The following is a 26,663-nucleotide window of genomic DNA, read 5'->3' as shown; positions in this document are numbered from 1 at the left end:
ATGCAGATACTCTTGGAACAAGCAACGTGCGAAATCGAGGTGAAGAAATCACGCTTCATCGCCATCGCATGTCCGCTGTCCGACCTGTCTCACATCAAGGAAGTAGTGAACCAGACCCGCTCACAGCATCCGGGTGCCAATCATGTCGTGCATGCAGCTGTGTTGGGGCCGAAGGGCGATCTGTACAGCTACAGTGACGACCATGAGCCGAAGAATACCGCCGGCAGGCCCGCCTTGGAAGTACTGAAGGGAAGCGGTGTCACCAATATCCTGGTTCTTGTCGTCCGCTACTTCGGTGGTACGCTGCTCGGCACCGGTGGCTTGGTGAAAGCATATGCCGACAGCGTCAAGGAAGTATTGAAAATCATCAAGACCGAAGCTTTGATCGATAAGACATCATTTCATATATCGATGCCCTATCATTTGTATGAGCCCATCAAGAAGCAATTGATCGAGGCTCAAGCGGTCATCGATTCAGAAGAGTTCGCAGTCGAGGTGACGTTGACGGGCACCCTTTCTTCTTCCTCGTTTGCCTCGTGTGCATCAACCATTTACAACCTTTCCAACGGAAGCTGCACGCTCAATCCTATCGATGGGTAAGCTTGGTGAAAACCAGTTCCGGTTCTTCGCTCTCAACCTCTTTCTTTGCCGGTCCCTGCATTTCATCAACCTCCCATAAACGGTCGGAGTCGACAAGCTCCACCAAGCGTATGGCTATCGACAAGGCCATCTCCACCGCCTTGGCATCAATTGCCGAGACTACGTCTTTGGCTGTATGGTAGACCGACGGCTTGGTTCGATCGTCCCATGCGACAGAGGTGAGTGTGGTTGCCTCCAATCCTGCAAGACTTGCCCGCCCTGCATCGGTCCCTCCTGCAAGCCGGGGAATCGACTCGCTGACTGCTTCATACCCCATGTCTTTGGCGATCTGCACACAACGTCGGGCCAAGCGGCTGGAGAGCCTCTGCGTCCCGTTGATGTCACGTTCAAGGAAGGTGAGCTTGTCTGCATGATAGATGGCATCGAAGTTCAATACGAGCGATCCGCTCATCTCTTCCTTATGCTTCTGATACCATGCTTTCGATCCCTCCAGCCCGCTCTCCTCCCCGTCGAAGGAACAGAAGACCAGGCGTGTGTGGGAGAGGGGGTCATTGCAGCTTTTCTTCTTCCAGTGGAAGTACCGGGCAAGCTGTACTGTCATTCCGACCGACACCAAATTATCCCCCGCCCCTGGAGAACCCTCCTGCAAGTAGAAGTTTTTCAGGGGTAACAGCAACGGCGTTGCACCCAACAGGAGAAGGCAGAGGATTCCCATGCCAAGGGGAGGAAGCGAGAAGGCAAAGAGCCTGCCTTCCAGCAATTCGGTGATCAGGTGCATGGCATTGAATAAGCCGGAGAGGAAAAAAAGCAGAATCGGCAGGGCTACTTTCTTGGCATACGAGATTCGATCGAGCTTGTTGTAGCGAAAAAGCGGTGCACTGTCATGGTGGGACGTGAAGAGCAGGGTATGCCGCACTTCCCCTTGCGGTTCAAGAACCGCATGAACATTCACCCCTTCTACGTTTGGCTTGCTCAGCTTTCCAAGGGGTTTGTAGAAATATAGCGTTCTTGCTGCATACCAGAGGTAGGCAAGAAACAGCAAGAGGCCGAGGTAAGGCAATCCTATCAGGAGAAGCACCAGGATGACGGGGTAGAGATACAAGGCTAGCTGCAGGGGAAACGAGTGAAATGTGGTGTCGATGCACACCACCTCGGTTTCACTCTGGTCACAGAACGGCTCATAGGCCGCCTGTATCTGCAGTGCCGCCTGCCTTGAAGCGTCACTTCCAGCCAGACGAGGGCCGTATTTTTCAATCAGCTCATTGGTGAAAGAGAGAGTAAGCGCAGCAAGGCGACCTGCTTTCAAAGTCTCAATTTTCTGTCTTCTATGCTCCTGCTGTTCAGGTGCAAGCGAAGGGGGTTTGCTGCGTTTGCGAAATAGAAAGAAGCTCATAGTTGTACTATGATGACAAGTGTATGTTTTACTGTCAATGAATAGACACCTGTTGCCTTTTTTTCTCGTCTCAGGGTTCTTGACAAAGATATGACCACTGACTATAGTTGAAACCCGATTGATAGCTAAGCAGCCGGAAAATCACGTGGCTTGTTGTCATGTCTTTTTTGGAGAGATGTCCGAGCGGTCGAAGGAGGCGGTCTTGAAAACCGTTGAGGCGCAAGTCTCCGAGGGTTCGAATCCCCCTCTCTCCGTTTGTATATCTGCCTTTTGCTTTCTGTTGTTTGTTAGTTGGAGAGGTGCGAGAGTGGCCGAATCGGGCTCCCTGCTAAGGAGTTGACCTGGTAACGGGTCCGGGGGTTCGAATCCCCCCCTCTCCGTTTCGTTTTTTTACATATTTGAGACCATAGCTCAGCTGGATAGAGCATCAGTTTGCGGAACTGAGGGTCGGAGGTTCGAATCCTCTTGGTCTCATCATGCGTTTTGTTTTACGGTCATAATCACCGGGAGAGATGTCCGAGTGGTCGAAGGAGACGGACTCGAAATCCGTTGTACCGTCTGACGGTACCGAGGGTTCGAATCCCTCTCTCTCCGATAGCTTGGATTATTTTTTGGATTATGCTGTTTCTCTTGTACCTTGGAGAGGTGTCCGAGTGGTCGATGGTGCACGCTTGGAAAGCGTGTGTGCTGAAAGGCACCGGGGGTTCGAATCCCCCCTTCTCCGTTTTTTCCCAGTCAACAGATTCTGTGCTATGGACATTCACCCAACCCCGTCAGGACCGGAAGGTAGCAGCGGTAAGTGAATTGTCCATGAGACACAGGCGATTTGTTGGCTGGGTTTTCTTTTATCGGCGCTTATTGGCATACATGGCCTTATCAGCCTGCTGGATAAGCTGTTCCAAAGAGGATATGGTTTTCGCATTGCTGAACGCACTCCCAATGGTGACCGCAATCATGCACGGAAGACCTTGACGTTGGCTGATGTCACATAAGGCTTGCTTGAAACGTGCAGCCAACAGGTCGACGGTTCCGCTCGGGGCATCCAAGGCAAGTACCAAAAACTCGTCGCCGCCCCACCTACCGATGATGTCGGAGGAACGAAAACTTGTTTCCAGCGTCTTCGCCACCAACTTGAGCACTCGATCACCTTCATCATGCCCATAGGTGTCGTTGATCTGCTTGAAGGTATCTATGTCGATGCTTAAAAGCACGACTTCGGTTTTGAGCCGGTGGCAATGCTTGAGTTCCTGTTCAGCCATCATCTTGAAACCTCTGCGATTGTACAGACCAGTCAGCTCATCGGTAAGAGCTTGCAACAGCAGTTCCTCCTGCAGGGTTTTATAACTGGTCAGGTCGCGAACCACGAGAAAGGCCCCCTCTTCGACTGGTATATCGATCCAGCGTATTTCCATCCACCGTTGATTCTCATCAGAGCCGAGGATTTGGACTTGTATGGCGGAGAGACTTTTGTCCTTTTGGAGTATCCTGTGCAGAAAATCCTCCATGGGAACATGATAATCGGGATGCATGAAGGTAAGAAGGGAGAGGCCGAAAAGAACCTGTTGGGAGGAGAATCCAAGCAAACTCGCAAAGCTTCTGTTTGCATATAAGACTATACCTTCCATGCTGACATAGCATACTCCGTCAGGAAGGTTCTCAACCAAGGCTTTCCATGTCGAATCCAGGGCATGGCTCATCGTTTGTCTCCTTGTGTAGTTGACATTTCAGAAGCACAGCTGAGGTGTAATTCGACTTCAGATACTAAAACAAGTAGAGAGCCAGTGCAAGGGTAATCGAAGGGAACCGACGAAAAATCGTCATTTTGTATTCGTATGCAAGACAACCAAATACATACGTATTTTTCTCGGTCTTTCTCAGATTGCCAACTCGATATCAGCATGTACTACTAAAAACAGGGAACCTTGCACATGAACCATACTCGCCTGCAAAGGAGCCTGATGTATGGAACATCGGAGTCGAGCCGGAAGATGATTGGTTCGACAAGAACCTTCCAGCAGTAACAGAAAATCCAGTGTTTACAGTATTACCCATTCCAGAACCAGACCTGAGAAGAGTCTATCCATTGGGAATGATAGGCTCGCATACCTTTCCCCCCGACCATATTTACTTGGAACCAATAATACTCAAAACTATCCAAGTCTCTGGTTATGCCCCGGCTGCAGGAAAAATTCATTCTATTGAAGAATTGAGTTCAATCCATGGAGACACCAGTATCCGTGTGGCTGTCTAAAGGAATTTCACCTACGTGCTGGGTCATATCATGACAGAGAATTCCCTGTATGTTGGGTAAAACGGGAATGGAAGCAACCTGGACTTATTAGTGCCGGATAGAGCTATTATCACTGAACAACGCCAACACTTTCTTGAGCTTCTACCCCTACGAAGCAAAGTATGGTATACTCGCACAGTACGCTTGCAAGGGAGCACTCATGGCATATGAAGTAACTGCAACCAGGAAACGACCCCAGGTTTTCGATAATCTTGTGGGTCAGGAGTTCGTGGTTTCCACCATCAAACATGCAATAGAGCAGGGAAGGATTGCCCATGCCTACCTGTTCAGCGGCCCCAGGGGAGTCGGGAAAACATCATCCGCCCGCATCCTGGCCCGCGCGCTGAACTGTGAACAGGGCCCCTCGGCAACCCCCTGCGGGGTGTGCTCCAATTGCAGGGAGATCACCCAAGGCAACAACGTGGATGTCATCGAGATCGACGGTGCAAGCAACACCAGCGTAAATGATATCCGCCAAATCAAGGACGAGGTACTGTTTCCTCCCCAAGCAAGCAAATATAAGATTTACATCATCGACGAAGTGCACATGCTCTCCACCAGCGCCTTCAATGCGCTGCTCAAGACTATTGAAGAACCCCCGGCCTATATAATCTTCATCTTCGCCACGACGGAACTTCAGAAGGTGCCGGCAACCATCCGGTCACGCTGCCAGCAGTTCCATTTCCAACTTATCGACATCGACCTCATCAAGAGCTGCCTTTTGGAAGCAGCAGCCGAGATGGAAGTACAGGCCGATGAGGATGCCCTCTTCTGGATTGCAAAAGAGTCGACCGGCTCCATGCGTGATGCCTACACACTCTTTGACCAAGTGGTCTCCTTCTCTCAGGGCCACATCACGATGGAGAAAATCAGCAGCAAGCTGGGTTTGGTCGGCATCGACCAAATTGTCGCCATAGTCAGCCACTTGTTGGAGAACAAGACTCGGGAGGCCCTCCATGCAGTCCAGGAACTCTTGTTTGCCGGAGTCTCGGTGGAACAGTGCATCAAGGACTTTACTCAGTTCTTCAGAAGCCTGCTCTTCATCAAGGCGGGAGTGGTGGAAGATGCAATTCTCGGCATCCAGTCCGACAGGATTCCCCTCTCCCTGAGAAATGCCTATACGACCGAGCAGCTGGAAGCTGCTTTGGAGCTGTTTCTCAAGCTCTATCGCGACATCCGCTACTCATTAAACCCCCGGTTCGAACTGGAGCTCGCCATATCGCGGCTTGCCGGCCTTCCCCATATTGCCAGTCCGACTGCCTTGGTCCGCAAAATCGCCCAGCTTCGAGAAGAGCTGCTCAGCGGGAGTGTGAAACTTCCCGCACGCAAGCTTGAAGTTCAACCCGACCTCATCGCAACCCAGGCAGTCGTCGAGCCCAAGGTAAAGCCTGAAGCTTCTTCCAGCGTTGCTGCGATACCCGCAGCTGCGCCTCCTCCACCTCCTATAAAGCAGGAAATGACGGCAAGGGACTTCAGCAAGCAGGATCTGCCGCTTCTGGTAAGCAAGCTGTCCAGTGCACCTCTGCTCTCCCAAGTTGCACAAGCTATAACAGAGGTGCATAACGAAGGGGGATCGTTATTCCTTACATTCTCCACCTCGTTCTGTCAGAACAAGGCACAGGAACATGAAACAAAATTCCGCGACCTCATCACTGAAATCACCGGTTTCAAGGGGCCGGTGCACTTTGCATGCGCTGAGGAAGTCAAACAAGAAGCTCCCACCGTCGATGATCCGGTAATCTCCAAGATTGCTTCGGTCTTCCGTGGGGAAGTCAAGCATCAATAGCAACAAGCGAGGATGAAAATCTATGGATATGAATCCATTTGAACTGCTCAAGAATATGAAGGGCATCCAGGAAAACATGAAACGGATGCAGGACCTGCTTCCCACCATCACAGCTACCGGAAGCGCCGGAGCCGGAATGGTTGAAGTGACCCTCAATGGAAAGTTCATTGTCACCGACGTACATATCGACAAGGAACTTTTTGATTCACAGGACATCGAGACACTGCAGGTTTTGATCAGCAGCGCATTCAACGATGCAAGTGCAAAAATTCAACAGAAAATCCAGAGCGAGGGTATCAAGTATGCTTCCTCGTTCACACAGGCCTGAGCATGACAGCGCTTGAGAACCTCATCCAAACCCTCTCACGCCTGCCCGGAATAGGTCCCAAGAGTGCCTCACGCCTGGCCTATCATCTGATCAAGACGGACAAGGGATACAACACCACACTTGCAGAAGCGATTGCAACCATCCAGGACAAGATTTTTCCCTGTTCAGTATGCGGAAGCTTTACCGAGTACGATCCTTGTCCCATCTGCAGCGACGGCAGTCGTGACCGGACCCAGCTGTGCGTTGTCGAACAGCCGCAGGATGTACTCACCCTGCAGTCAAGTGGAGCCTACAACGGGCTGTACCATGTCCTTGGAGGGGCCATAAGCCCCCTGGACGGTATCGGGCCGGAACATCTATCCTTCTCCAAGCTGGTCAAGCGTATCGATGAAGGCGGCTTTAGTGAACTCATTATTGCCACGAATCCCACCGAAGAGGGTGATACCACCGCCTTATACCTTCGCCATGTCCTGAAGCATCATCCCGAGCTCTCCATCACCCGCCTTGCCAGCGGGCTGCCCATCGGGGGAGACTTGGAGTATGCAGACAGAATCACCCTGGCCCGGTCGTTGAGGGGAAGAGTCCGGTTTTAGTTACTTAATGCCGCGTTCTTTCTTGATGGAGTCGTAGGCTTCCTGGATCTCGCGAAACTTTGCTGTTGCATGGGCCAGGAACTCCTCGCCCATTCCCTTTGATGCAAGCGAATCGGGATGGAACTCGATGCTCAACTTCCGGTAGGCACGCTTGACCTCATCATCGGTGGCCGTCCGGCTGATGTTGAGGGTTGCGTATGCCTTGTCACTTGCACTGGTGCATCCGCCATACCGACTGCACAGCATATCCACAAAGCTTTCAGGCAGGTGGAAAATCTGCGAAGCCCGCCTGATCATATCCTCTTCACGCTGATTGATCTGTCCATCGGCGGCAGCCACCCGATAAAAGATATCGATCATCAGCTGCAGAATATTGGGAGCATGACTGAAGTTCTGATAAAACTGGGTTGCGAACTGCTCGAGGGTCCCTCCACCGGTCAGGGCGGCATCGAAAACCCTGAGAGCCGCATCCTCCTCACGAGGCCCCAGCCGCAAGTCCTGGCGGATGAACTCCACCACCTTCCGTCTCTCGTGTGATGAGACCGAGCCATCGGCGGCTGCAATACGTGCAAGCATCGAAAAAGCCCCGACGAAGAAGAGCATCTGCTCGCGGTCGAGGGATGTGTAGGCATTGAATTGTGTTCGCTGATTGCCCTCTGTCCCAACCTCACCGGCCTTGTCGAACATATGGCCGAAGGCGATGCCGGCGATCATGCCGAGAGGACCACCGAACATGAAGCCGACTGTGCCTCCAAAGAGTTTGCCAAGCCAAGCCATAATTTAGAGCTTATCGATCAACATCGAGCACTTGCCGGAAGGAATGGGAAGGGTCTTCTTCTTGTTCTCTCCCAGGATCTCGATGGTGAAGTAGTAGAGTTTTTCACTCTCCAGGCGAATCTCCCAACCACGATCGGTCTTGTTGCTCAGGATGGTAATCATATTCCTCTTCAGCGAGAGGTTTTCGATTCCCATTGCCTCGAGGGTGGGCATCACCCAATTGACCGTCTTTCGGGGAAGCGAGATATCCAAGCCAATGATATTCTCAATCATCAAGGTAATGGTAACCAGCCCGGCATAGGGCATGAGCCTTCTGCGGGGGAAATCTGCGATTTCAGTGGTTTTTGAGTAGCCTTCCTTGTTGGGCAGATATGCCTCCCAGACATCACCGATAGTTTCAGCATCGGGATGCAGGGTATCGAGCAAAAAGTACATGTGCCTGATGGCGCACTCACGGGCAAATACGAACTGCTTATATTTCTCGAGAGCCTTGACGACCATGAAGGTATTTACACTGAGGACACCACCGCAGTGACCATTTCCCTCCTCGCTGAAAGCAGGAGAGGAAACAGGAACGCCCGGGAACGGATTATCGGTCCCGAACTCATTCGGGTCGTGCAGATAATCAATCATGTAGGCTGCACGCTCATCATTGGGAATCTCGGCAAGCATTGCCCAATACGCACCGATGAACTTATTGGTGATGCGGTTCTCCTTGATATCCAAATCATAATAAAAGTTGGTCGCCGGATCCCACATCAGGCTGTTGATTCTTGTCTTGAGGGAGAAGTATATCCGCTTGTAACGGAAACTCAGCTCCTTGTCGTTGAGAATGTCACCGATGGCGGACATATAGAGAGCGTTGACGGCAAGCTGGGCGTTGAAGTCAAGCGGATAATACATATGAGAACGGGGAATGTTGCCGCTTTGACAGGCTTCTACAGGCACGGAGAAGAGGCCGTTGGGCTTCTGGAAGGTTGTCTGGATCCAAGCATAGTGCTTCTCCAGAATGGGCACGATATCCTTAAGCCGCTTCTTGTTTCCAATCTTGTGATAGAAACTGAATTCAACGTAGGCAAAAAGGGGGGGCGAAATACCCTCCGGATTATTCGCATTAAAAACCGGCTTCCCATCCTCAATGCTGTAATCGCTGCGGATTGCACCATTGCTCTCTTGTTTCTGGTAGAAATAGTCGAGCAAGGGAAACGGCGAGTTGTTCTGATTGCTGTAGACCAAAAACAAGGAAGAAAAACAGGAAAGAAACTGATTGAAGGTTGTCTGGCCAGGATATGAAAGATAGGAACCGCTAAAGCCGTTGGCCTCGGTTCCACTCTTCCAGAGTTCGTCAATCCAGACCCAGGATCTGTCATACATATCGACAAAATCCTGATCATAAAAATGTACGAACGGCACCATATCCTTTATCAAATTGGGAACTCCTTACTTAGCAGGTAAACACTGGAAAACTACATAAGACGCGCATTTTTAAAGATATACTCTCTTTTATGAGAAGTCAATCAGATACACGCCAAGAATCAGAAACGGTCATATTTTTTTAGAAAACCCATAGTCTTATCGAGATACATATTTTTAATCATTTACATAATAGCTAATTGTAAGCCAAAAGAAAAGAGTGGTTTTTTCAGAAAACTGCAATCCTATAGCTGATGAATCATACGTTGCCAACCTCTAGACACGGTTTTACGAATTTTCCCAACCCTCAGCAGAATACAGGAAGAATACTTTCCAAAAGTTCGGTACGAAAAGCCATGCATCCTTTCGAAATCTCCTCGCCATCCACATGCACCGGCATGGGAAAGTCGCGGCTTTTCATCACAAGCTTCTTCACCCTGGCGACACTGAACTCCTTCTGCTCAACCTGCTTGCCTGACAGGAAAGTCAGCGCAAGAGGAACCATTCTTTTACTGGGAATCGGGGCATTGGCATAGACCACATCAAAGTACCCGTCATCGAAAAGGGCATCGGGACCCATGAGAAAGGCCGAGCCCATCCTTCTTCCATTGCAGATGCTCAGCTGTTGCGTCTTGAGGTTGAGGACCTGGTCATCAAGGCTGAGCTCGACATCGTAGGGAGCAGGATAGTGCATGAGAATCCTGATGAGGGCCAGCACATAGCTCAAGGTACCCGAGACATGCTTGAAGTCGCTGGCGAGAAAGTTGACCAAGGGTTCAAAACCAACCCCCTGCCCGTTGACGAAAAAGCGACCTTCAGGATATTTTCCCCCATACGTAACCCCGGCGTCGATGACTCGGGTTTTGCCGGCAAGAATTACGCTGCACGCATCTTTCACCGGTTTGGGAATCTTCATCCCCCAGGCAAAATCATTGCCCCTGCCGATGGGGATGACCCCTAGGGCGGGAGCCTGGATCTTATGGGCAGTCACTGCCTTGAGGATGCCGTTGGCCACCTCATTCACCGTGCCATCGCCACCTGCGGCGATGATCACCTTGCGTCCATCCATTGCCGCCTGGTATGCGGCCCTTTCCGCCCCGTTCCCAATCTCGGTGTGGTAAAGCACAACCACTTTTCCTTCTGCACCAAGCAGGGTGCGAATCATATCTTCCTGCTGCTTCGCTTTTCCCTTTGCAGCATGTGGATTCAGTATCACGAAGAGCTCATTATCCTGCATGTAATCCGGCTCCTTACAGCTATTTACACCCGTAGGGCAATACCCTATCATGGCGATGTGAAAACTTATGCCCCTCGCTCAGCATTTCTCCCTACTACACAGGAAGATTTGCATGCACGGTCCTGGGACCAAATCGACATCGCCTTCATCAGTGCCGATGCCTACGTAGACCATCCCTCATTTGGAGCCGCATTGTTGGCTAGATTGCTCGAGAGTGAAGGATATCGTGTGGGTATTATCGCACAACCCGACTGGAACTCAACCAAAGATTTTCTCAAAATGGGAAAACCCAGGCTTTGTTGCATGATAAGCGGGGGAAATATCGACAGCATGGTCTCCCACTATACCGCAAACAACAAACCACGCAGCGAGGATGAGTACAGCCCCGGCGGAAAAGCAAAACTCCGACCCGACCGACCCACGCTTGTCTACACGGCAAAAGCCAGACAGGCGTACGGATCAGATGTTCCCATCATCATCGGAGGATTGGAAGCATCACTGAGAAGGCTCAGCCATTATGACTTCTGGACCGACAAGGTACGCAAGCCCATCATCCTCGATGCAAAGGCCGACTTGCTCGTATACGGAATGGGGGAACGCCAGAGCCTGGAAATCGTCAAGCGTCTTGATGGGGGAGAATCAATCCAGGACATGGTCGATATCCAAGGGACTGTTTATGCTACATCCAGAGCCAAGTTCCAAGAGCTCTTGTTCAACACCATCGAAATACCTTCCTTCGAGGAAGTCGGCGACCGGGACAAGCAGTCCAATACTCCGACCGAGAGCGGCAAGCTGGCGTATGCCCAGGCTTTCCAAATCCAGTTGATGCAGCAGAACCCCATCAGGGGCAAGCGCATCATCCAAGCATGCATGGACCGGCTGGTCGTCCAGAATCCTCCCGCCCTTCCCCTTGATGAAGCACAGTTCGACCGTCTTTATGAACTGCCCTTCACCTTGGACGCCCACCCCGATTATGAGAATGAAGGAGGCGTCCCTGCACTCAAGGAGGTCCAGTTCTCCCTTACCAGCAACCGCGGCTGTTTCGGCTCCTGTTCCTTCTGCGCCATCACCAACCACCAAGGAAGGATGATCCAAACCCGAAGCAAGGCTTCCCTGGTCAAGGAGGCCGAACGGATGACAGCTCATCGGGCCTTCAAAGGGTACATCCACGACCTGGGAGGGCCGACTGCCAACTTTCAGGGGCTTGCCTGCGACCAACAACTTGAGAACGGCCCCTGCCCTGCCAAAGAGTGCCTTTGGCCGAAGCCGTGCAACAACCTAAAGGATTACCATGGCCGTTATCTGGACCTGTTGGAGGCCTTGGAAGCGGTGAAGGGAGTAAAGAAGGTCTTCATCCGAAGCGGGATCCGATATGACTATTTACTCCAAGTATGCGACAAGCAGACCCGCGAGCGCTTCATGCACCATCTGGTACGCAACAATGTCAGCGGCCAATTGAAAGTGGCTCCCGAGCATGTAAGTCCCGCGGCACTGGATGCGATGGGAAAACCCCGATCCGAGCTTTTCGATGCCTTCAGCACCCTGTATCAGGATGCAACCGAACAGGCAGGGAAAAAACAGTATCTCATCCCTTACTTCATCGCTGCTCATCCGGGCTCCACTCTTGAGGATGCCATCACCTTGGCCCTGTACCTGGAAAAAACGCATTTTATTCCCGACCAGGTGCAGGAATTCTATCCTACCCCCGGGACAGTCTCAACGTGTATGTACTATACTGGCCTCGATCCGCGACCTGGCAAGCGCTTTGCATCCATCCACATTCCCAAAGGACGTGAGCGTTCCCTGCAACGGGCTCTGTTGCAGTACAACAAACCAGAAAACAGGGCCTTGGTTCTTGAAGCCTTGGACAAAGCAAACAGAAAGGACTTGACGAGGATTCTCCTTGCAAGACGGTATACTACGTGATTCGAGAGATTTCAGAACGGAAGGATTTTTATCTGAAGATGTTCTCCATCGCCCTTCCGGTGGTGGCACAAAGCCTGCTCAACAACTCCCTGTCCTTCGTCGACACCCTGATGATCGGCCAACTAGGAGAGTCGTCCATTGCCGCGGTCGCACTGGCAAACCAGATGTTCTTTTTGATCAGTCTCCTTTTTTTCGGGGTGACCAGCGGCTCGGCAATCTTCCTTTCCCAGTACTGGGGAGCCCGCAATGAGACGAACATCCAGAAAGTCCTGGGCATTTCCCTCTTTATTGCCGGTGTCGGGGCCCTGTTTTTCGCTCTAGCCTCCTTCTTTTTCCCTCGCCGAATCATGTTTATATTCACCACCGAGGAGTCGGTGGTCCAAATCGGGATTTCCTACCTGAAAATCGTTGCCATAAGCTACCTCTTCTCAGCGTTCAGCCAGATCATGGCAACTGCGCTGCGGGTCATCGGAAAAGCAAAAATCCCTCTGCAGGTCGCACTCGTATCCCTTTCGCTGAATGCAATCGGGAACTACCTTTTGATCTTCGGTATCGGGCCATTCCCCCAATGGGGTGTTGCGGGAGCCGCCTTGGCAACCACTGTCAGCCGTCTGGTCGAGATGCTTGCACTGCTGTACATTGTCTACAGGCGCCACCCGGTCATTGCAATCCGAAGCAGGCAGGCATTCATCTGGAACAAGAAATTCATCCTGCACATCCTGCCCACCAGCCTGCCGGTCATTCTCAACGAGTTTTTCTGGGCCTTGGGCATGACTACCTATAAGATTGCATACAGCCGGATGGGAATAGAAGCTATTGCAGCCATCAACGTAGCGGAATCGATCGGCAACCTCTTTTTTGTGGCCATGATGGGGGTAAGCAACGCCACCTTGATCATGATCGGGGTGAAGATCGGCGAGAAACAGATCCCGCTTGCACGCCTGTATGCCAAACGCTTCATCACCACCGCCTTCTTCGTAGGCGTCGTCATGGGCTTGTTTGAGGCTTTCTTTGCGCCGGTCTTTGCCCAATTCTTCAACATCCGTGCCGAGGTGCGGCAACTTGCCATCTACTGCCTGTACATCAACGCCGCCCTGCTTCCAATCAAGAGCCTGAACATGGTCATCATCGTCGGCATCCTGCGCAGCGGAGGCGATACCCGCTACTCGATGTTCGCAGAGATGTTCGGAGTCTGGGCCGTCGGGGTTCCTCTCGCTTTCTTCGGCGCCCTGGTCCTGAAATTGAACATCTACCAGCTCTATCTGTTATTGGGAATGGAAGAAGTCTCCAAACTGATTCTTGGCATGTACCGCATCAAAAAGGGGACTTGGGTCAACGACCTGACCGAGCTTCATTGACCTGTGTACAATATGAACGTATAGTTTACCCAAGAGAGGTGCCTTATGAGTCTGAGAACTGTACTGACCAACGGGACTGTCGTAACCGGGTATGCAAAACTCAAGAATTGCGCCCTTTATATAAATGAGGAAGGAGAGATCGGGGACATCTTCAATATGAGAAGATTGGAGGAGAAACACTTCCCCCCCGATACCATCATGATTGATGTGCAGGGCTCCTATATCATGCCCGGATTCATCGACTCTCACATTCATGGAATCGGGGGATTCGGCACTGAGGACTGCAAGGCTTCCTCCATTTTGGGGATGAGCGAGCGCCTTGCTGATTTTGGAGTCAGCGCCTTCATGCCTACCGTCTACACCGACAAGCTGGACGCCATGCTTGCAAGCATCCAGAGCATCGTTGAAGCCATGGGAAGCGAGCAAGGCGCCAAGATCCTGGGTGTCAACCTGGAAGGCCCCTTCATCTCAATGGCCCGTGTTGGAGCTCAGAATCCGGAAGGGGTGCTTCCGGTCAACCTGGATGTTTTCAACCAGCTCATCGATGCAGGGAAAGGCAAGGTTTTGTGCATGACGGTAGCCCCGGAGCTCAAGCACATGCGCGAACTAGCCCTCCTGGCCCGTGAAAGGAACATCGTTCTTCTTGCAGGGCACACAGACGCCACCTACGAAAACATTATGGAAGGCATGCAGTGCGGCATCTTCCACTCCACCCATTTCTTCAACGCCATGAGCCGCCTGCACCATCGAAACCCGGGTACGGTGGGGGCCATTCTCATCCAGCGCGAGATGCAGTGCGAAATCATCTGCGACGGCATCCACGTGCACCCTGAGCTGGTCAAGATGCTGCTCAGGGAAAAACCCTTGGACAATATCGTCATGATCACCGATTCACTGAAGCCCACCAAGCAGAGAACGGGAAGCTTGAAGGCAAACGGCATGGATGTGACCTTGGGCAGCGACGGTGCGTTTATCAGTACCAAGGATCCCAACCTCTTTGTTGGAAGCGGGCTTACGATGTTGCAGGGCTTGAAGAATGTTGTTGAGTGGGAGGTTCCCATCCAGCAGGCCAGCCAGATGAGTTCAACCAATCCGGCACGCATATACAACCTTTCCAAGCAAGGTATGCTGGTCCCCGGCTACAAGGCCGATGTGGTGGTCCTCGACCAGAACCTTCAGATGAAAGGGCTGTTCATCGACGGCAACCTGATCAGGGACCGTTTTGCCTGAAACACACAGTAAGGAGTATCCAAGATGCAGAAAGCAGTACAGGGCCTGAAGCCCGAGAATCTGTGGCGCTATTTTTCCGATCTTTCAGACATTCCCAGGGAGTCGGGCAACGAGGAGGGTGTACGCAGGTTTTTGCTGGCCTTCGCCAAAGAGCACAACCTCGAGGCACTCGTCGACACCATAGGCAATGTCATCATCCGCAAGCAGGCGTACAAGGGGTATGAGAACAGACCTTGGGTCGCCTTGCAGGGGCATATGGACATGGTATGCGTCAAGGAGGAAGGCAGCAACCACGACTTCACCAAAGACCCGATCAAGTTGGTTCGTGACGGTGATTTCCTCAAAGCCGATGGCACCACCTTGGGTGGAGACAACGGCATTGCAATCGCCCTTGTCATGGATATCCTTTCCGATCCTTCCTGCAAGCATGGGCCGATCGAGGCAATCTTCACCGTCAGCGAGGAGACAGGCCTCACCGGTGCCTTCAACATCGAGCAAAAGCATGTGAACAGCCGCCTGATGATCAACTTGGACAGTGAGGACGAAGGTGTTCTGTACATCGGTTGCGCCGGGGGTATCGAGGTCCGTTCATCCATGCCGGTGACGTGGACGAAGGTGGAGAGCGCAAGCAAGGCCTTCATCCTGACTGCCAACGGCATGCTCGGAGGCCACAGTGGAGCGGAAATCCATAAACAGCGAGCCAATGCAATCAAGGTTGCAGCAAGAGTATTGCACCAAGGACCCGACTTCCAGGTATGCAAGGCCGAAGGCGGAACCAAGCGCAATGTCATTCCTTCCGTGTGTACAGTAACATTTGTAATCAACACCAAGGACGAGCCCCTTCTTAGATCATTGGTTGAAAAGGTTCAAGCGGAACTTGCAGGAGAATATGAAATTTCCGATCCCGGCCTTGCACTCTCGTTGGTCGAGACCGACCTTCCTTTGCAGGCCGTCGACAAACAAGTGAGCCGCCGGTTCTTTACAGCCGTCTATGCCGCACCACATGGTGTGGACGCCATGAGCATGTCGATTCCGGGCATTGTTGAGACGTCGACCAACCTGGCGATCATGCGTTTGGAGGAGGAGTGCTTCAAGGTGATATCCAGTCATCGTTCCTCGGTGCTCTCCGCCCGGGACGACATCGCCCATCGATTTGCTTCAGTCTTCAAGCTGAGTGGCGCCCAGGTGGGTTTTGAAGGTGCATACCCGTCCTGGAAGCCGAATCCCCACTCCGCCCTCACCGGATTCTGCGCAAAGGCGTATGAAGAGTACACCGGCAGGAAACCCGAGATTACGGCAATCCATGCCGGTCTTGAGTGCGGAATCATCAACAGCAAAATCGAAGGAATGGACTCCGTTTCCTTCGGTCCGAACATGTATGATGTACATTCGGTGAAGGAGAGGCTCTCCATATCGTCGGTTGAGCGCATCAGCGGCTTCACCCGCCACCTGCTGTCCATCATCGAATGAGCAAGCCGGTCATCGGTTTGGGAGGAGTGCTTGAAAAGGCTCCTCCCACTTCCGCCTTTCCCACCTTCAGGCGCCTGTTCACCAACGAAGGCTATCTGGCAAAGCTGCAGAAGGCAGGAGCCCTGCCGATCCTGCTTCCCATCGCATCGCAGGCCGACTTGGAATGCATGGTCGGCCTATGCGACGGCATCCTCCTTCCCGGAGGTCCCGATATTGATCCATCGTTCTACCACCAAGAGAGGCATGAACTGTGCGGCCCTTCCGATCTGGATGGTGACCGCTATCAGATCCAGCTCTTTCATATAGCCCGCAAGCTGAACAAACCGATTCTTGGAATCTGCAGGGGCACCCAGTTGATCAACGTAGCCCAGGGAGGGACGCTGTTCCAGGATTATCGTCTCCAAAGTGTGAATCCCATCATCCACCCTGATTACCAACGATGGGACTGTGTAAGCCACCAGGTGGAAGTTGTACCCAATTCCATCCTCTCCGAGCTCTTTATGACAGACTCCCTCGGGGTGAACAGCCTGCATCACCAAAGTATTGCAAAACCCGGGACGGACTGCAAAGTCACCGCGTTCTCATCAGACGGGTCGATCGAGGCAATCGAGCTTTCCAGTGGAGCGTGGTGCACAGGGGTGCAGTGGCACCCGGAAGCGATGGGAAGCGAGATGGATTGCCTCTTTGAGGCTTTCATCAACAAAGCCCTTGCATGAGAAAGTCCGGGAGTTTCCGGACTTTCCTGAGTGTTCAGCCTTTGATTTCCTTTGCCATTGCCTTGGCAAGCTCATAGGCTTTCTTCTTGTCTTCCTCACTCGGAGAACCTTGGTACTCGATTACCCCCTTGCAGTCGAGCTTCATAGCCGTGGCGAACTCATCAAACTGCTTCTGAGCCCCTCCAGACCATCCGAAGGAACCGAAGCGAAGCGTCTTGCGTCCCTGCACATGGCTGCGTTCCAGGATGTCCAGTACATGATACATAGGCGGGAACATCTTGTATTCGTAGGTCGGCATGCCGATGACCAATCCCTCACTTCTCCAGACCTTCTCAAGCACAAAGGACCCATGAGTCTGAGGCACCTGCAGAACATGGGCGACAACGCCTTCGCTCTTGATCCCCTCGACGATGGAAGAGAGCAGGGCTTCGGTATTGCCGTACATGCTGGACCAGACTACCGTCACTTCCTTCTCCCTGGGCCCCTGCATGTACGTAGCCAGACGCTTGTACCAATCTATGATTTTATTCGGCTCGGATCTCCATACCACTCCATGGCTGGGTGCCACCACCTTGATGTCCAGTCCATCAAGCTTCGCAATACCCCTGAGGACAAAGGAGGAGAAGGAGGAGATAATATTGGCATAATAACGCTCTGTCTCGCTTGCCAGATGAACCAGCTCCTCTTCACTCTGTTCATCGTCAAAGCACTTGTCGTATCGTCCGAACGAACCGAACGCATCACAGCTGAAAAGAATCCCATCCTCCATCAAAAAGGTCATCATGGTTTCCGGCCAATGGATGTTCGGAGTCATAAAGAACTGAAGGGTCTTCCCACCAAGGTCGAGCTTTTCCCCATCCTTGACGGCACGGACATTCTTTTCAATCTTGTAGAAGTGCTTGATCAGGCTCACGGCCTTGTCGCTGCACAGGATCTGTACATCTGGATACTTCTCTACAATCTTGACCATTGAGCCGGTGTGATCGGGTTCCATATGGTTGATAACGATATAATCAAGTTTTCCCTTTGCAAGCGAGAGGGATTCAAGTTGCTGATCGACTGCTGCCAAGGCTCCATCCCAGTCCTTCACCATATCGATCAATACGCTCTTGTTGCTGCCCTTGATCACGTAGGAGTTCAACATAACTCCATCCGGAATGGGCCAAATTCCTTCAAACAGGTCACGATTGCCGATTTTTGCGGCAACTCGATAGACTCCGTCAGCTAATCTGTCAGGTTTCATTTCGTTGCATCTCCTTACTCGCTATACGATACACAATATTTTGAAAGTTGTGAATCAAAGATGGAACAGGCTTTGCTTTTGCAAAGCAAATATGGAGGCTTGGACCTGTTTGTAGCTGTCCATATGCAAGGCCAGCAGGGCATGGAAATCCTTGGAATGGTTGAAATGCACCAGATGGGCCAACTCATGCAGCACCAGGTAGGAGAGCTGCACATCATCCAGGATCTGGCAGCGCAACGAGAAATTCAGTCGCCCTTTCGCCGAACAGCTGCCCCACCGGCTCTTGCTGTCACGAACCGAGAAGGGGGGCTTGGGAAGACCGAGCCGCAGCGCCCAGAACAAGACCAACGGCTCCAGCCTTGCCTTGACGGTCGTGCGGTACAACTCCTTTACCAGTTGCTGGACCACCAACGGCTCTGCCTCTTGTCCACAGTAGGTTACCACCAGACTTTTACCATTGACGGCAATTGTCGGTTTCGCACCCTGTCTCAGCTCGAGCGCATACCACACTCCACCAAACAGGAAGGAATCGCCGTTTTGATAAGTATGCAGGTGCATCCTCTGCTCGACTATGGCCTGCCGCAAGGTTTCCTGATGGTTGACGATCACCCTTTCAATGGCAGCCAGTGATACCCGGTAGGGAGCATTCACCTTGACCGTCCCATCACCGAGCACCCGCACCGAGATAAGCCGGCTGGATTGCCTGCGTTCCAACGTGTAGGGAATGGATGCTACTTTACCCTGTGTTTTCATTCTGCTACAGTATCTCCCATGCAACCAGCCAAGTCCATGATTTTGCATCTTCAGCAGCCCATAACCTATCAAAAGGCACCATTTTCAACAACGGATGCAGAACAAGCCTATCAGCAGATGCTCATTTTTCTCGATGCCCTACAAGTAGGAAGCGAGGGGTGCATCGCCATCTCATCCACCCGCAACCTGCTTTTTTGCGGCATCCAGGATCCCCCTGATGAAGATACCCGGTATGCCGTGCAGCACGGCTTGATCCAGCCCTTGCCTGACGGGGTCTATCATATCGAGCCGGGCCGCTACGAGTTCATCCAGCTTGCGCCAACCAAAGACCTGCAAACGTTGTTGGACCATATACCCATGCTCTTTGACGGACCGAACTGCATCTATGTCCGCCTGCTCAAGGAGAATGCCATTGCCATCGTCGCCCAATTGTGGGTGGTGCGCTAAAAAAAGAGCGGGATCAGGATCGGGGCTGCAAGACTCATGACAACCCCGTGGTAGATCGATCCAAGCATGGTTCTCGTCCCAAAGTGGGATGAGAGCAACACGAGCGTGACATCCATGCTGGTTGCTCCCGCTGTGCAGACGGCTGGATGGTAATACCGCTTGCCCAGCCGTCCGAAGAAAGGGATGAGGAAGAACGAGAAGCTTTCCCGCAACAGGTTTGCCAAAAAGGAGATGGACCCGAGAATCGGGAATCCCAAATCGCTGATGAGAATTCCTGAAAGTGAATACCAGCCGAACCCGCTGAGCATCCCCCAAGCTTCCTTGACGGTATAGCCAGTCAGAAGAGGTGCAAACAAGGCACCGAGGTACGTTCCTGCAATGGTATAGAAGGGAAGCAGGAAGAGACTCTTGTCGCCGAACACCCCTTTGAAACTGATCCGCTTGTGCACCATTCCCATGCCTACGAAGAAAAGCAGGGTGTACAGCAGATACGTCACCAGTGAGCTTTGAAACCAATCAAACAAGGGGGTGGTCAACCTGAGCGTCAGGCCAAGAACGACAATGCCGACCAGAATCAGAGGCTCTTTGACAATATCATACAGACGCCGTATGAAACTCTGTTCCTTGCGCTTGGCTATTGCGATCCCTTCAGATTGCTCCGTCGGTGTGACTATGGAGGATACGACCAAGGAGAAAAGCACGGTCCCGCCAATCCCCAAGAGGGTAAGAACCAAGGCAGAGACACCGATGGTCCCAAACTCTTTGGTGATCCCTTCGATGCCGCCGGTGTTCACGCCCATGAAAAACAGCAACAACCAAACCAGGGTTGTCTGCAACAAAGCAGCACTTTTATGAAAGCGGTCAATTCCTGCTGCACGTGCGCAAAGCATGCCCATAATCAAGGCCAAAGCCAATTTTGCCAAATACCAGAGTGTGTCCATGTGTGCGAAACTGTACCCCAATCAAACCTATGTGTCAAATTCCCTTGTTTATCAGCCCTTCCTTGAGTATAGTTGTCTGCATGATTGATGAAAAACTGAGTGATACCTTTCACCGACTCACCCTCGCAGATGGCAGGCAAATCCTTCTCATAGGCACTGCCCATGTCTCCAAGGAGAGCGTGGATGAGGTGAAGCTCGCCATTGAAACCGAACAGCCCGACCATATCTGCCTGGAGCTCGATGACGGACGGATGAAAAACAAGGATCAGGAGAACGCTTGGTCCAACATGGATGTCAAGAAAGTCATCAAGGAGAACAAGGGGTTTTTGCTGCTTGCAAACATGGCCCTCGCCTCCTTCCAGAAGCGCATGGGGGACCAGTCCGGCAGCGCCCCCGGCCAAGAGATCCTCAGTGCTGCAAAGCTTGCCAAAGAGAAGGGGATTCCCTATTCGCTGTGCGACCGCGAAATCCAAGTGACGTTCAAGCGGGCTTGGCGCAAGTCCAATCTGTGGAACAAGGCAAAGCTCATCGCCACCATCATCAGTGCAGTATTCAGCAATGAGAAAATCAGCGAACAAGAACTTGAGGATTTGAAGAAAGCCGATGTTATGCAGAATATGATGGACGAGATGGCAAAGGAGCTTCCCTCAGTCAAGGCAGTGTTGATCGATGAGCGCGACCGCTATCTAGCCACCAGCATCTACCTTGCCCCCGGACAAAAAAAGCTTGCGGTTATCGGAGCCGGACATCAGAAGGGCATCATCAAAACCCTGGAGGCGATCGAGCAGGGAAAAGTCGGTACCGACCTTGCCGATATCAGCGAAGTTCCCAAACCCGGCAACGGGGGAAAGATTCTCTCCTGGGCCTTCCCCATCCTCATTGTCGGCATCCTGCTCTACGGCTTCATCAATCTGGGCAGCACCGAAGGAATCAAAATGTTCGGCTACTGGCTTGCCGTCAACATGTCTTTCACCGCCTTGGGTGCAATCCTGGCCCTGGCACATCCGATCAATACGGTGGTGAGCATTTTGTCAGCACCCCTTACAAGCCTGCATCCGGCCATAGGGGTCGGCATGGTCAGCGGCGTGATGGAGGCAACCCTGCGGAAACCCAAAGTAAAAGACTTTGAACTACTCGGCGACGATGCCACCACCTTCAAGGGCTGGTACCGCAACCGGGTGCTCCACACCCTGCTGGTATTTCTCTATACAAGCCTTGCAGCTTCCATAGGCAATGTGGTGGTATTCCCCATCCTGCTGAGCATGCTTGGTTGATTCGCATTCCTAACTAATAGAAAACCATGGCTGCAGGACTTGCTGCAGCCATATTTTTCGAAATATATAAACCTTTCTATCAGAATTATTTATTACTGCTGTTCATTAAATAAGCACACCTTACCAACTACCTTACTGCAAAGAACTGCAGATTTCCAGCGCTTCGCGCATGGTTGAGCAGGCATGCTGGATCAAGGGAGAATGGGTGCTGGATCTGGGGAGCAAGGAACGCTTGAAACCAAGCTCCTTGGCAGCCTTCTCCCGCTTGTCCGGAAAGCCTACGCTGCGCACTTCACCGGCCAGGCTCAACTCACCGAAACTGACCAAAGCCTTGGGAAGGCTCTTGTTGCTGACCGCCGACCACAAGGCGAGGGCCAAGGGAAGCTCGATGGAAACCTCACTGAGTTTCATACCCCCTGCAACGTTTACATAGATGTCCTGATCGCTTAACCGCACGGCTGCATGCCGTTCCAAAATTGCTGCAACCCGTGTCACCCGGGCGGTATCGATACGGTCTGAATAGATGCGGCTGAACCCGTTCTTGGCCGAGGTGGTCAACGCCTGGATTTCCACCAAGAAGGTTCTCGAACCCTCGATGACAGGGGTATAGGAAATACCGGGGGGAAGAGCCGATCCAGAACGATCGGTGATGAAAAAGGAAGAAGGATTGGCAACCGGGATCAAGCCCTTCTCATGCATGCTGAAGATGCCTATCTCATCGACCGAGCCGAAGCGATTCTTCATTGCCCGCACAAGACGCACCCCACTGGATACCTGTTCAAAATAGAGAACGGTATCGACAAGGTGCTCGATGACCTTCGGTCCTGCAAGGGTGCCTTCCTTGGTGACGTGACCGATAAGAAAGAGCGAGGTTCCCAGTTGTTTGCACAGGCCGACCAGAAGGGTTGAGCAGTACCTGATCTGGTTCACAGACCCAGAGGGAGAGGGAATCTCTTCACTGGAAAGAGTCTGCAACGAGTCTATCACCACCACATCATAGACAGATGATGAAAGCACTTTCTCCAGGATTTCCACCCTGGTGTCACAAAAAATATCTATGGAAGGCAGCACCAGGCCCAGCCGCTGGGCACGCAGCTTGACCTGGCTCGGCGACTCCTCTCCCGATACATAGAGGACCTTGCGGCCCACTGAACACTTCTCAAGCACCTGGATCATCAAGGTCGACTTGCCGATGCCGGGTTCTCCACCGAGCAGGATGGAGGAGCCGCGCATGACGCCCCCGCCCAAGACCCGGTCGAGTTCAGAAATGCCGGTTTCATAGCGAAAGAGAGGGTCGATCACCACCTCGCCAAGCGAGATCGGCTTGGTTGCCGTACTGATCACCGCCCGTTTTCCGGTTGATGCACTCTGTACGGCTTCCTCCTCGAAGGTATTCCAACTTCCGCAGTCCGGACAGCGGCCGAGCCATTTGGTTTCGGTTCTTCCGCACTGGCTGCAGACATACTGAATCGCCTTCTCTTTCACTTATATCTCCTTATAATGCTGATAGTTAAAACGCTATCAACTCCACATCGAACACCAAATAGGAGTTCGGAGGGATAACCCCGGGATACCCCATGGTCCCATACCCAAGATCGGGGGGGATGACCAACGTGCGCTTTTCACCTGCACTCATCGTCTTCAAGGCCTCGTTCCAGCCTTCGATGACTTCGCCGATGGCAAACTGGGCAGGAGTTCCTCTTCTCACCGAGCTGTCAAACACACGCCCATCAAGCAAGGATCCTGTGTAATGGACTGTCACTTTCTGTCCATGTACAGGCTTCTTCTTCCCTTCACCGGCTTTCGTCACTACATAGCGAAGGCCCGAAGGAGTCTTGATTGCATCAGGCCAGCGGTTTTTAAGCTCTTCCTCCAACCTGGCTTTCTCCAATGCCTCACGCTTGTTGTTCTTCTCCTCGGCTGCAAGCACGTACTGGGTGAAAGTCTCCCTGCTGACTACAAAAGCCTCGGCATCGGCACCCTTGCGTACGATTTCCACGGTCTTGATGCTGTCACCCTGTACAATGGAGTTCACAACATCGAGGCCTTCTACAACATGACCAAACACAGAGTGCTTGCCGTCAAGCCAAGGGGTTGCAACGTGAGTGATGAAAAATTGACTTCCGTTTGTACCGGGACCGGCATTTGCCATCGACAGGATGCCGGGTCCTGTATGCTTGAGGGATTCCTCAATTTCATCAGGGAAGGTGTAGCCGGGTCCACCGGTGCCGGTTCCCTTGGGGCATCCACCTTGTATCATGAAGTTCTCAATCACCCGGTGAAACTTGATATTGCTGTAAAAAGGTTTATTGTTTCCATGTACATTGAGCGTTCCCTCTGCAAGCCCCACAAAGTTGGCCACCGTCATAGGCGTCTTCGTATGTTCAAGCAACAGGGTGATATCGCCTTTATTGGTATGCAGTACAGCATACACTCCATCTGCTAGATTCTTGGTTTCCATTCCATCTCCTTGGTTTCTATACTTCAAACAGCTCTTGGCCGGGGGCCAAAAGCTGATACAATCGTTCCAATTCTTCACTGTTTGTGTAAGGAATTTCCAATTTACCCTTCTCCAGTGAACCTTTTATCTCTACCTGTGATCCCACCACATGCAAGAACTTGTCTTCAACCGCAATGATATCAGGCGATTTTGCCAAGCTTTTCTTTGCACGTCGCTTCTTGGATTGGTAAGCAGCCCTCTTTCCCATATTGAACTGGGCAGCCAATTGTTCCGTTGCACGAACGGAAAGGTCTTTTTCCAGTACGGTTCGGTACAAAATTTCCCGGTCTGCAGGATTGACGACGGAAAGGATGGCCCTGGCCTGCCCTGCAGAGAACCTTCCATGCAAGAGATCCTGCTGCATGGTGGAACTGAGCTGCAGCAGCCTGATGCTGTTGCTGATGGTCGAGCGGTTCTTCCCCATCCTCTGGGCCAGTTCCTCTTGGGTTATCCCCGCTTCCTGAATGAGATACGCATACGCCTTGGCTTCTTCAATCGGATTCAAATTCTCCCGTTGGATATTCTCTATGAGAGAAACTTCCAAACGCTGCATTTGGGTGAAGTCCTTGACCAATACGGGGATTTTGGTCAATCCCGCAAGCTTTGAAGCACGATACCGACGCTCTCCTGCTACGATGCTGTATTGGCCGGGAGCAATTTCCTCAACCAAGATAGGTTGCAAAACGCCTTCACGCCTGATCGACTGGGCCAGCTCTTCGAGGGATTCCTGATTGAAATCCTTTCTAGGCTGATTAGGGTTGGGACGGATGTTCTCTAGCGATACTTCAAAAACCTTCTGAGACCCTTCCTGGCCGGATTTGGATGAAGAGAGACCTAACGCAGTATCGAGAACCGAATCAAAGGAGTAATCCTGCATCAATGAACCGATTCCTTTTCCAAGTCCATGTTTCTTAATTGTTTCTTGCGACACGTTCGATTACCTCCTCTGCCAGGTCTTTGTATGCTTTGGTTCCACTGCTTGCACTATCATACACATTGATGGGAAGCCCATGCGAAGGGGCCTCGGCGATGCGGATGCTTCTCGGAATCTTGGTGGTGAACACCAAGTTGGGAAAGAAGGAGGAAATATCCTCAACCACTTCATTGGCAAGCTTCGTGCGCTTGCTGTACATCGTAAAGAGTATTCCCAGGATCTGCAGGTCGGGGTTCAAGGATTTTTTCATATTGCCGATTGTTCTCATGAGCAGATTCAATCCTTCCATGGCGAAGTATTCGCATTGCATCGGGATAATCACCTGCTTTGCCCAAACCATTGCATTGACGGTAACCAATCCCAGCGAAGGCGGACAATCGGCAATGATGTACTCCCACATCTCATCAAGCCCGGCCAAGGCGTTCTTGAGAAAGAACTCCCGCTGCTGTTCTTCCACCAACTCTATGTTCAATCCTGCCATATTGATATTGCTTGCAATGGCATACAGATTCTGGATAGGCGTTTGTTGGATGGCTTGCTGAACACTGCACTGACCCGCTATTACTTCATAGATTCCCATTTTCCGGCTGTCTATGGACGTGGCACTGGTCAGGTTCCCTTGTGAATCGAGGTCGATCAACAAAACTTTTTTGCCGTGTTGGGCCAAAGCCGATCCCAAATTCACAGCCGAGGTGGTTTTGCCGACCCCTCCCTTTTGATTCAAAAACAGTATTGTTTGCGCACTCATACTGGGTACTATACGGAAATATCCAACCATTGTCACCTCTTGAGGCTGAGTCCTTGACCCTTCTCAGGCTCTATTGTATCTTCAAGGTACCCTATGGAGGAAAAGTATATGGAAGAAGATAAAGTCAAAAGAGCAATCGAGGACATCAGACCCTCGTTGCAGAATGACGGAGGAGATATTGAGTTTGTCAGCCTGGTCGGTACCGATGTTACTGTGCGCCTGAAGGGTGCATGTGCTGGTTGCCCGATGTCCCAGATGACGCTCAAGAGCGGTGTTGAGCGCTACCTTCGCAATTTCGTCGATCCGAAGCTCACGGTGGTCAACACCCCCGACTTCTAAAAAGCAGATACTTCGAATCACAACGTTTCACGTGAAACTTTCCGTGGAACGTTTTTTTATGCCTTAAAGCATCTCCCTGGATATACCTCCCCTGCAGGGCTTGCATGCATTGTTTCACGTGAAACAAAACGCCTATACCATCACACAACCCTTTCCACAGAGAGCTACCTCAAAATATACTGAATGTGCACTACTGCTTTTTTCACCTCTAATTTTTTGTGCAATGCAAAACAGGCAAAACCTGCATCTGGGAGCTCCATTTGCAGGTTTATCAGAGTATGTTTCTTTAAATAGATACAGATTTGCGTGGGGAAATCTCCTCTTATCGGTAAGTACTCAGGTGTAATACATCAAAGCCTAAACTATA

General features: G+C 51.8%; 24 protein-coding genes, 5 tRNA genes and 1 other RNA gene. 18 read left to right on the top strand and 12 right to left on the bottom strand.

Annotation, left to right across the window (positions count from 1 at the left end):
- The gene (locus tag B3K89_RS04485; RefSeq protein ID WP_293891471.1) at positions 1 to 600 is read left to right on the top strand and encodes an IMPACT family protein; all 600 of its coding nucleotides are present in this window, start codon (positions 1 to 3) and stop codon (positions 598 to 600) included.
- On the opposite strand, the gene B3K89_RS04480 is transcribed toward B3K89_RS04485, so the two are convergent.
- Positions 587 to 1,993 carry a M28 family metallopeptidase gene (locus B3K89_RS04480; protein WP_293891468.1) on the bottom strand — a complete coding sequence of 469 codons (1,407 nt, stop codon included), beginning with the start codon at positions 1,991 to 1,993 and terminating at the stop codon, positions 587 to 589. The two genes, B3K89_RS04485 and B3K89_RS04480, sit on opposite strands and share 14 nt — an antisense overlap.
- A 169-nt stretch (positions 1,994 to 2,162) precedes the next feature.
- On the opposite strand from B3K89_RS04480, the gene B3K89_RS04475 reads away from it, so the two are divergent.
- From B3K89_RS04475 to ffs, 6 genes are all read left to right on the top strand, one after another.
- Positions 2,163 to 2,247, top strand: a tRNA-Ser gene (locus tag B3K89_RS04475).
- A 39-nt stretch (positions 2,248 to 2,286) separates the two neighbouring features.
- A tRNA-Ser gene (locus B3K89_RS04470) sits at positions 2,287 to 2,373 on the top strand.
- Positions 2,374 to 2,393: 20 nt separating this feature from the next.
- Positions 2,394 to 2,467: transfer RNA gene (locus tag B3K89_RS04465), tRNA-Arg, on the top strand.
- A gap of 32 nt (positions 2,468 to 2,499) precedes the next feature.
- A tRNA-Ser gene (locus B3K89_RS04460) sits at positions 2,500 to 2,587 on the top strand.
- A 45-nt stretch (positions 2,588 to 2,632) separates the two neighbouring features.
- Positions 2,633 to 2,717, top strand: a tRNA-Ser gene (locus B3K89_RS04455).
- Positions 2,718 to 2,729: 12 nt separating this feature from the next.
- An RNA gene (ffs, locus tag B3K89_RS04450) (signal recognition particle sRNA small type) lies at positions 2,730 to 2,828 on the top strand.
- A gap of 10 nt (positions 2,829 to 2,838) precedes the next feature.
- On the opposite strand, the gene B3K89_RS04445 is transcribed toward ffs, so the two are convergent.
- Positions 2,839 to 3,690, bottom strand: a complete 852-nt coding sequence (locus tag B3K89_RS04445) for a sensor domain-containing diguanylate cyclase (RefSeq protein ID WP_293891465.1) — start codon at positions 3,688 to 3,690, stop codon at positions 2,839 to 2,841.
- Between the two features lie 753 nt (positions 3,691 to 4,443).
- Between B3K89_RS04445 and dnaX the strand changes: the two genes are divergently transcribed.
- The 3 genes from dnaX to recR are packed head-to-tail and all read left to right on the top strand — an operon-like array spanning position 4,444 to position 6,990.
- Positions 4,444 to 6,069, top strand: a complete 1,626-nt coding sequence (dnaX, locus tag B3K89_RS04440) for a DNA polymerase III subunit gamma/tau (RefSeq protein ID WP_293895658.1) — start codon at positions 4,444 to 4,446, stop codon at positions 6,067 to 6,069.
- A gap of 22 nt (positions 6,070 to 6,091) precedes the next feature.
- Positions 6,092 to 6,397 carry a YbaB/EbfC family nucleoid-associated protein gene (locus B3K89_RS04435; RefSeq protein WP_293895661.1) on the top strand — a complete coding sequence of 102 codons (306 nt, stop codon included), beginning with the start codon at positions 6,092 to 6,094 and terminating at the stop codon, positions 6,395 to 6,397.
- A 2-nt stretch (positions 6,398 to 6,399) separates the two neighbouring features.
- Complete coding sequence (gene recR / locus B3K89_RS04430; protein WP_214042827.1) at positions 6,400 to 6,990, top strand: recombination mediator RecR; 591 nt, start codon at positions 6,400 to 6,402, stop codon at positions 6,988 to 6,990.
- Here recR and B3K89_RS04425 read toward each other — a convergent pair whose 3' ends face one another.
- From B3K89_RS04425 to B3K89_RS04415, 3 genes are all read right to left on the bottom strand, one after another.
- Positions 6,991 to 7,767, bottom strand: a complete 777-nt coding sequence (locus tag B3K89_RS04425; RefSeq protein WP_293895669.1) for a TerB family tellurite resistance protein — start codon at positions 7,765 to 7,767, stop codon at positions 6,991 to 6,993.
- Positions 7,768 to 7,770: 3 nt separating this feature from the next.
- A complete protein-coding gene (locus B3K89_RS04420) occupies positions 7,771 to 9,195 on the bottom strand; it encodes an MGH1-like glycoside hydrolase domain-containing protein (protein ID WP_293895672.1) in 1,425 nt (474 codons plus the stop codon).
- A gap of 292 nt (positions 9,196 to 9,487) precedes the next feature.
- Positions 9,488 to 10,417 (bottom strand): diacylglycerol/lipid kinase family protein, encoded by a 930-nt coding sequence (locus tag B3K89_RS04415; protein WP_293895675.1) that lies wholly within the window; start codon positions 10,415 to 10,417, stop codon positions 9,488 to 9,490.
- 57 nt (positions 10,418 to 10,474) lie between these two features.
- On the opposite strand from B3K89_RS04415, the gene B3K89_RS04410 reads away from it, so the two are divergent.
- Genes B3K89_RS04410 through B3K89_RS04390 form a run of 5 tightly spaced genes read left to right on the top strand, consistent with a single transcriptional unit; the run spans position 10,475 to position 17,117 of the window.
- Positions 10,475 to 12,343, top strand: a complete 1,869-nt coding sequence (locus B3K89_RS04410) for a YgiQ family radical SAM protein (protein ID WP_293895678.1) — start codon at positions 10,475 to 10,477, stop codon at positions 12,341 to 12,343.
- Entirely contained in the window at positions 12,340 to 13,701 is a 1,362-nt protein-coding gene (locus B3K89_RS04405; protein ID WP_293895681.1) for an MATE family efflux transporter, read from the top strand. The genes B3K89_RS04410 and B3K89_RS04405 overlap by 4 nt, the downstream gene beginning before the upstream one ends.
- A 45-nt stretch (positions 13,702 to 13,746) precedes the next feature.
- On the top strand, positions 13,747 to 14,931 hold the full coding sequence (gene nagA, locus B3K89_RS04400) for an N-acetylglucosamine-6-phosphate deacetylase (protein WP_293895683.1): 1,185 nt from the start codon (positions 13,747 to 13,749) through the stop codon (positions 14,929 to 14,931).
- A gap of 24 nt (positions 14,932 to 14,955) precedes the next feature.
- Positions 14,956 to 16,401 (top strand): aminoacyl-histidine dipeptidase, encoded by a 1,446-nt coding sequence (locus B3K89_RS04395; protein ID WP_293895685.1) that lies wholly within the window; start codon positions 14,956 to 14,958, stop codon positions 16,399 to 16,401.
- The gene (locus B3K89_RS04390) at positions 16,398 to 17,117 is read left to right on the top strand and encodes a gamma-glutamyl-gamma-aminobutyrate hydrolase family protein (RefSeq protein WP_293895688.1); all 720 of its coding nucleotides are present in this window, start codon (positions 16,398 to 16,400) and stop codon (positions 17,115 to 17,117) included. The genes B3K89_RS04395 and B3K89_RS04390 overlap by 4 nt, the downstream gene beginning before the upstream one ends.
- A gap of 34 nt (positions 17,118 to 17,151) precedes the next feature.
- Here B3K89_RS04390 and B3K89_RS04385 read toward each other — a convergent pair whose 3' ends face one another.
- Together B3K89_RS04385 and B3K89_RS04380 are read right to left on the bottom strand one after the other, a co-directional pair.
- Entirely contained in the window at positions 17,152 to 18,360 is a 1,209-nt protein-coding gene (locus B3K89_RS04385; RefSeq protein WP_345907121.1) for an FprA family A-type flavoprotein, read from the bottom strand.
- A gap of 54 nt (positions 18,361 to 18,414) precedes the next feature.
- Positions 18,415 to 19,113 carry a M48 family metallopeptidase gene (locus B3K89_RS04380; protein WP_293895694.1) on the bottom strand — a complete coding sequence of 233 codons (699 nt, stop codon included), beginning with the start codon at positions 19,111 to 19,113 and terminating at the stop codon, positions 18,415 to 18,417.
- Positions 19,114 to 19,131: 18 nt separating this feature from the next.
- On the opposite strand from B3K89_RS04380, the gene B3K89_RS04375 reads away from it, so the two are divergent.
- Complete coding sequence (locus B3K89_RS04375; RefSeq protein ID WP_293895697.1) at positions 19,132 to 19,560, top strand: hypothetical protein; 429 nt, start codon at positions 19,132 to 19,134, stop codon at positions 19,558 to 19,560.
- Here the strand turns inward: B3K89_RS04375 and B3K89_RS04370 are convergent.
- A complete protein-coding gene (locus B3K89_RS04370; RefSeq protein ID WP_293895700.1) occupies positions 19,557 to 20,501 on the bottom strand; it encodes a lysine exporter LysO family protein in 945 nt (314 codons plus the stop codon). The genes B3K89_RS04375 and B3K89_RS04370 overlap by 4 nt on opposite strands.
- Before the next feature lie 80 nt (positions 20,502 to 20,581).
- Here B3K89_RS04370 and B3K89_RS04365 point away from each other — a divergent pair, with 80 nt between their 5' ends.
- The gene (locus tag B3K89_RS04365) at positions 20,582 to 21,775 is read left to right on the top strand and encodes a TraB/GumN family protein (protein ID WP_293895703.1); all 1,194 of its coding nucleotides are present in this window, start codon (positions 20,582 to 20,584) and stop codon (positions 21,773 to 21,775) included.
- Positions 21,776 to 21,907: 132 nt separating this feature from the next.
- Here B3K89_RS04365 and radA read toward each other — a convergent pair whose 3' ends face one another.
- Genes radA through B3K89_RS04345 form a run of 4 tightly spaced genes read right to left on the bottom strand, consistent with a single transcriptional unit; the run spans position 21,908 to position 25,957 of the window.
- Positions 21,908 to 23,260: a DNA repair protein RadA gene (gene radA, locus B3K89_RS04360; RefSeq protein ID WP_293895706.1), complete on the bottom strand. Its 1,353-nt coding sequence runs from the start codon at positions 23,258 to 23,260 to the stop codon at positions 21,908 to 21,910.
- A gap of 25 nt (positions 23,261 to 23,285) precedes the next feature.
- Entirely contained in the window at positions 23,286 to 24,236 is a 951-nt protein-coding gene (locus B3K89_RS04355; protein WP_293895709.1) for a peptidylprolyl isomerase, read from the bottom strand.
- A 16-nt stretch (positions 24,237 to 24,252) separates the two neighbouring features.
- On the bottom strand, positions 24,253 to 25,206 hold the full coding sequence (locus tag B3K89_RS04350) for a ParB/RepB/Spo0J family partition protein (protein ID WP_293895712.1): 954 nt from the start codon (positions 25,204 to 25,206) through the stop codon (positions 24,253 to 24,255).
- The gene (locus tag B3K89_RS04345) at positions 25,187 to 25,957 is read right to left on the bottom strand and encodes a ParA family protein (protein WP_293895714.1); all 771 of its coding nucleotides are present in this window, start codon (positions 25,955 to 25,957) and stop codon (positions 25,187 to 25,189) included. The genes B3K89_RS04350 and B3K89_RS04345 overlap by 20 nt, the downstream gene beginning before the upstream one ends.
- Before the next feature lie 108 nt (positions 25,958 to 26,065).
- Between B3K89_RS04345 and B3K89_RS04340 the strand changes: the two genes are divergently transcribed.
- A complete protein-coding gene (locus B3K89_RS04340) occupies positions 26,066 to 26,296 on the top strand; it encodes a NifU family protein (protein WP_293895717.1) in 231 nt (76 codons plus the stop codon).
- Positions 26,297 to 26,663 lie beyond the last annotated feature (367 nt).

The sequence above is a fragment of the Sphaerochaeta sp. UBA5849 genome, from assembly GCA_002432715.1.
Taxonomy (GTDB): Bacteria; Spirochaetota; Spirochaetia; order Sphaerochaetales; family Sphaerochaetaceae; genus Sphaerochaeta.
This window is presented reverse-complemented; position numbering and strand designations above follow the sequence as displayed.

Excerpts from the sequence above, each read along its gene's own strand:
- B3K89_RS04485 (WP_293891471.1), top strand. The coding sequence starts at position 1 with ATGCAGATACTCTTGGAACAAGCAACGTGCGAAATCGAGGTGAAGAAA.
- B3K89_RS04480 (WP_293891468.1), bottom strand. The coding sequence starts at position 1,993 with ATGAGCTTCTTTCTATTTCGCAAACGCAGCAAACCCCCTTCGCTTGCA.
- B3K89_RS04445 (WP_293891465.1), bottom strand. The coding sequence starts at position 3,690 with ATGAGCCATGCCCTGGATTCGACATGGAAAGCCTTGGTTGAGAACCTT.
- dnaX (WP_293895658.1), top strand. The coding sequence starts at position 4,444 with ATGGCATATGAAGTAACTGCAACCAGGAAACGACCCCAGGTTTTCGAT.
- B3K89_RS04435 (WP_293895661.1), top strand. The coding sequence starts at position 6,092 with ATGGATATGAATCCATTTGAACTGCTCAAGAATATGAAGGGCATCCAG.
- recR (WP_214042827.1), top strand. The coding sequence starts at position 6,400 with ATGACAGCGCTTGAGAACCTCATCCAAACCCTCTCACGCCTGCCCGGA.
- B3K89_RS04425 (WP_293895669.1), bottom strand. The coding sequence starts at position 7,767 with ATGGCTTGGCTTGGCAAACTCTTTGGAGGCACAGTCGGCTTCATGTTC.
- B3K89_RS04415 (WP_293895675.1), bottom strand. The coding sequence starts at position 10,417 with ATGCAGGATAATGAGCTCTTCGTGATACTGAATCCACATGCTGCAAAG.
- nagA (WP_293895683.1), top strand. The coding sequence starts at position 13,747 with ATGAGTCTGAGAACTGTACTGACCAACGGGACTGTCGTAACCGGGTAT.
- B3K89_RS04395 (WP_293895685.1), top strand. The coding sequence starts at position 14,956 with ATGCAGAAAGCAGTACAGGGCCTGAAGCCCGAGAATCTGTGGCGCTAT.
- B3K89_RS04390 (WP_293895688.1), top strand. The coding sequence starts at position 16,398 with ATGAGCAAGCCGGTCATCGGTTTGGGAGGAGTGCTTGAAAAGGCTCCT.
- B3K89_RS04385 (WP_345907121.1), bottom strand. The coding sequence starts at position 18,360 with ATGAAACCTGACAGATTAGCTGACGGAGTCTATCGAGTTGCCGCAAAA.
- B3K89_RS04380 (WP_293895694.1), bottom strand. The coding sequence starts at position 19,113 with ATGAAAACACAGGGTAAAGTAGCATCCATTCCCTACACGTTGGAACGC.
- B3K89_RS04375 (WP_293895697.1), top strand. The coding sequence starts at position 19,132 with ATGCAACCAGCCAAGTCCATGATTTTGCATCTTCAGCAGCCCATAACC.
- B3K89_RS04370 (WP_293895700.1), bottom strand. The coding sequence starts at position 20,501 with ATGGACACACTCTGGTATTTGGCAAAATTGGCTTTGGCCTTGATTATG.
- B3K89_RS04365 (WP_293895703.1), top strand. The coding sequence starts at position 20,582 with ATGATTGATGAAAAACTGAGTGATACCTTTCACCGACTCACCCTCGCA.
- B3K89_RS04355 (WP_293895709.1), bottom strand. The coding sequence starts at position 24,236 with ATGGAAACCAAGAATCTAGCAGATGGAGTGTATGCTGTACTGCATACC.
- B3K89_RS04345 (WP_293895714.1), bottom strand. The coding sequence starts at position 25,957 with ATGAGTGCGCAAACAATACTGTTTTTGAATCAAAAGGGAGGGGTCGGC.
- B3K89_RS04340 (WP_293895717.1), top strand. The coding sequence starts at position 26,066 with ATGGAAGAAGATAAAGTCAAAAGAGCAATCGAGGACATCAGACCCTCG.